The sequence below is a fragment of the Rhodopseudomonas sp. genome (genome assembly GCF_048594845.1).
Classification (GTDB): Bacteria; Pseudomonadota; Alphaproteobacteria; order Rhizobiales; family Xanthobacteraceae; genus Rhodopseudomonas.
This window is the reverse complement of sequence record NZ_JBMDXE010000096.1, coordinates 1-3,526: the sequence shown is the minus strand read 5'-3', so window position 1 is coordinate 3,526 and position 3,526 is coordinate 1. Positions and strand designations below refer to the sequence as shown.

1 protein-coding gene is annotated in these 3,526 nt (G+C 66.1%); it reads left to right on the top strand.

The window, feature by feature from the left end:
• Positions 1–3,526 (top strand): 2-oxoacid:acceptor oxidoreductase family protein (locus ACOJTD_RS05680; RefSeq protein WP_420131956.1); only part of this gene is annotated, 3,526 nt, incomplete at both ends.

The window sequence follows — 3,526 nt, the reverse complement described above, 5'->3', positions numbered from 1 at the left end:
CTGCTGTCGTCGGGCTACACCATCCTGTTCGGCTCCAATCCGCAGGAAGCCGCCGACCTCGCCGCGATCTCTTATAAGGTCGCCGCGATGTCGCTGATCCCGGTCGCCAACGCGATGGACGGCTTTGCGACCTCGCACATGCTGTCCGAAGCGCTGATGCCGGAGCCGGACCTGCTGCGCGAATTCCTCGGCGATCCGGCCGGCCGCATCAAGTGCCCAACCGTGGCGCAGGAGATGCTGTTCGGTGCCAAGGGCCGCGTGTTCCAGCTCAAGCAGTATCTGCTGCGCCACGACACCGACTTCGTCGCGGCCGATCTGGCGGCGCTCAAGAAATTCCTCGACGACAATGCGGATGCGATCGAAGCCGACAATGACGGCGCCATCGTCGCCGAGACGCTCGCTTATGTGCCCGAAGAACTGCGCGGGCCGTGGAAGCGGCAGTGGATCAACGCGCCCGAGAAGGGGACTCGCCAGCTCGTGCCGGCGCTGGTCGACATCGACAATCCGGGCCTGACCGGCGGCGTGCAGAACCAGCCGGACTTCCAGGCCGGCGCGGTCGATCATCGCACCCACTTCGTCAATTCGGTGCCGCGCTTCGTCAAAGAAGCGATGGCCGAATACGCGGCGCTGACCGGCCGCGAATACAAGCCGGTGATGACTTATATGTGCGACGACGCCGAGCACGTCGTGGTCGGCCTCGGCTCGGTCACCGACGACGCCGAAGCCGTCGCGGCGTACTTGCGCTCGCAGGGCAAGAAGGTCGGCGTGGTGTCGATCAAGATGCTGCAGCCGTTCCCCGAAGCCGAACTGGTCGAAGCGCTCGCTGGAAAGACCGCCGTCACCGTGCTGGAGCGCTCGGACGTCACCGCGCTGACCCAGCTCGTGACCCAGGCACTGTGCAAGGCGCGCGAGAACGGCGACGCCGGCGTGCGTCATGCCGGCATCCCGGCGCTGACCAAGCTGCCGAAGATCACCACCGCGATCTTCGGCCTCGGCGGCCACGATCTGCAGCCGCGCGACCTGATCGCCTGCTACGCCAATATGGAGAAGCAGGACTCGGCGCCGTTCGTGTATCTCGGCACGAAATTCTTCACCGAGAACACGTCGCCGCGCATGGAAGCGATGCAGGCCAAGCTGAGGGCGGCCTATCCCGAGACGCAGTACATGGCGCTGGAGACCGGGCCGAACCCGAACTTGCTGCCGCCGTCGGCGTTCCGCATCCGCTTCCACTCGATCGGCGGCTACGGCACCATTGCGTCCGGCAAGCTGCTGACCGACATCCTAGCCGGCGCGCTCGACATGCATTCGAAGTCGGCGCCCAAATACGGCTCGGAAAAGAGCGGTGCTCCGACCAATTACTACATCACGCTGTCGCCCGAGCCGGTGAAGATCACCAACGCCGAGCTCGAAGACGTCGAGATCGTGATCTCACCGGATCATAAGGTGTTCGTGCACACCAACCCGTTGCGCGGGCTCGTTGCAGGCGGCACCTTCATCCTGCAGACCAATTTGTCGCCGCTCGAAGTGTGGCGTGATCTGCCGGCCAAGGCGCGCCAGACCATCCGCGACAAGGCCATCAAGTTCTACGTGATCGACGCGTTCGCGGTGGCCAAGCGCCATGCGCCGACCGCCGAACTCGAAACCCGCATGATGGGCATCGCCTTCATCGGCGCGGTGTGCGGCAATGTCGACCGCGTGGTCGCCGACGCCTCGCAGGACGCGATGCTCAACAAGATCCGCCAGCAGATCTCGAAGAAGTTCGGCGCCAAGGGCGGCGACATCGTCGAGGGCAACATGGCGGTGATCCGCGAGGGTCTCGAGGCCACCCACAAGGTCGACTACGACGCCACCGAATTCGGCGAGGACGCCATCAAGGCCGCCCCGAAGGCCAAGCGCGACGCCTCGATCTCGGCCTCGATGTGCCGCGTCGCGGCGCCGGCTTCGGCCGCGGGCTTCCTCGATCCGGAGTACTACGACGACGTGCTGGCCGGCCCGTTCCGCGACGGCACCATCGCCGAAGCGCCGGTGCTGCCGGGCATCGGCATGTTCATGCCGGCCGGCTCCGCGGCCGCCAAGGACAAGGGCCTGTTCCGCCGCAACGTGCCGGAGTTCAAGGCCGACCTGTGCACCGGCTGCATGGAATGCGCGCTGGTCTGCCCCGATGCGGCGATCCCCAACGCGGTGCACGACATCCACGAACTGCTGCTGACCGCAATCAAGCAGCTTGACATCGCGCCGGCTCAGCAAGACAGCTTGCGTGAGAAGGTGCCGGCGCTGACCGAGGCGATCCGTGACGTGTATCGCTCCGGCAACGACGACAAGCCGTTCCACGACATCGTGGCGCAGGCTGCCGAAGCGCTGAAGCTCGACAACGCCACGCTGAACCGCAACTTCGGCAAGCTGTCGGCGGCGCTGTCGGTGTATCCGGTGGCCCGCACCCGGCCGTTCTTCGACGCGATGGAAAAGAGCCAGCCGGGCACCGGCGGCCTGTATTCGGTGAGCGTCGACCCGTGGAAGTGCTCGGGCTGTCTCGAATGTATCGACGTCTGCGGCCCCGGCGCGCTGGTCGATCGTGAGCAGGACGAGCCGATGCTGGAGCAGCTCCAGGCCCGGTTCGAATTCCTCAGCCGCACCCCGAACACCCCGGCGCGGTTCACCGAGAGCGCGACCAAGCCGGAAGGCGAGACCAAGCGCCTGATGCTCGATCGCGCCAATTACTACGCGACCACCGGCGGCCACGGCGCCTGCCGCGGCTGCGGCGAAGTCACCGCGATCCGTCTGGTCACCTCGACCAACCACGCCATCCACGACAAGCGCCGCAAGGATCACACCCGCGAGTTGGAGAGCCTGATCGATCAGCTCAGCGCCAAGCGCGCCGAGGTCGCCGCCGACGCGGCCCGCGTCGCGCGCATCGACGCCACCCTGAAGACGCTGGAGAAGCGGCTGTATCTCTATGAAAGCGGCCCGACCGGCAACGGCCCGTCCGGCATGGTGATCGCCAATGCCACCGGCTGCTCGAGCGTCTACGCCTCGACGTTCCCGTTCAACCCCTACACTGATCCGTGGGTGAACAGCCTGTTCCAGGATACGCCGGCGGTGGCGAAGGGCATCTTCGAAGGTCTCACCGCCAAGGCGACGGAAGATTTCCGCGCGCTGCGCGTGGCCAAGCTCGAACTGGCCGACGCTTACGACCCCGCCAAGCACGACGGTTACTTCCGCTACTTCGGCTGGAACGAGTTCACGCCGGAAGAGCGCCAGATGCTACCGACCGTGCTGAGCATGGGCGGCGACGGCGCCACCTACGACATCGGCTTCGGCGCGCTGTCGCGGCTGCTCGCCACCAAGACGCCGATCAAGGTCGTGGTGTTGAACACCGGTGCTTACTCCAACACGGGTGGCCAGACCTCCACCGCCAGCCTCACCGGGCAAGACTCCGATCTGTCGCGCTTCGGCGTCGCCCAGCACGGCAAGCAGGAATCCCGCAAGGAGCTCGGCCTGATCGCCTCGTTCCATCCCAGCGTGTTCG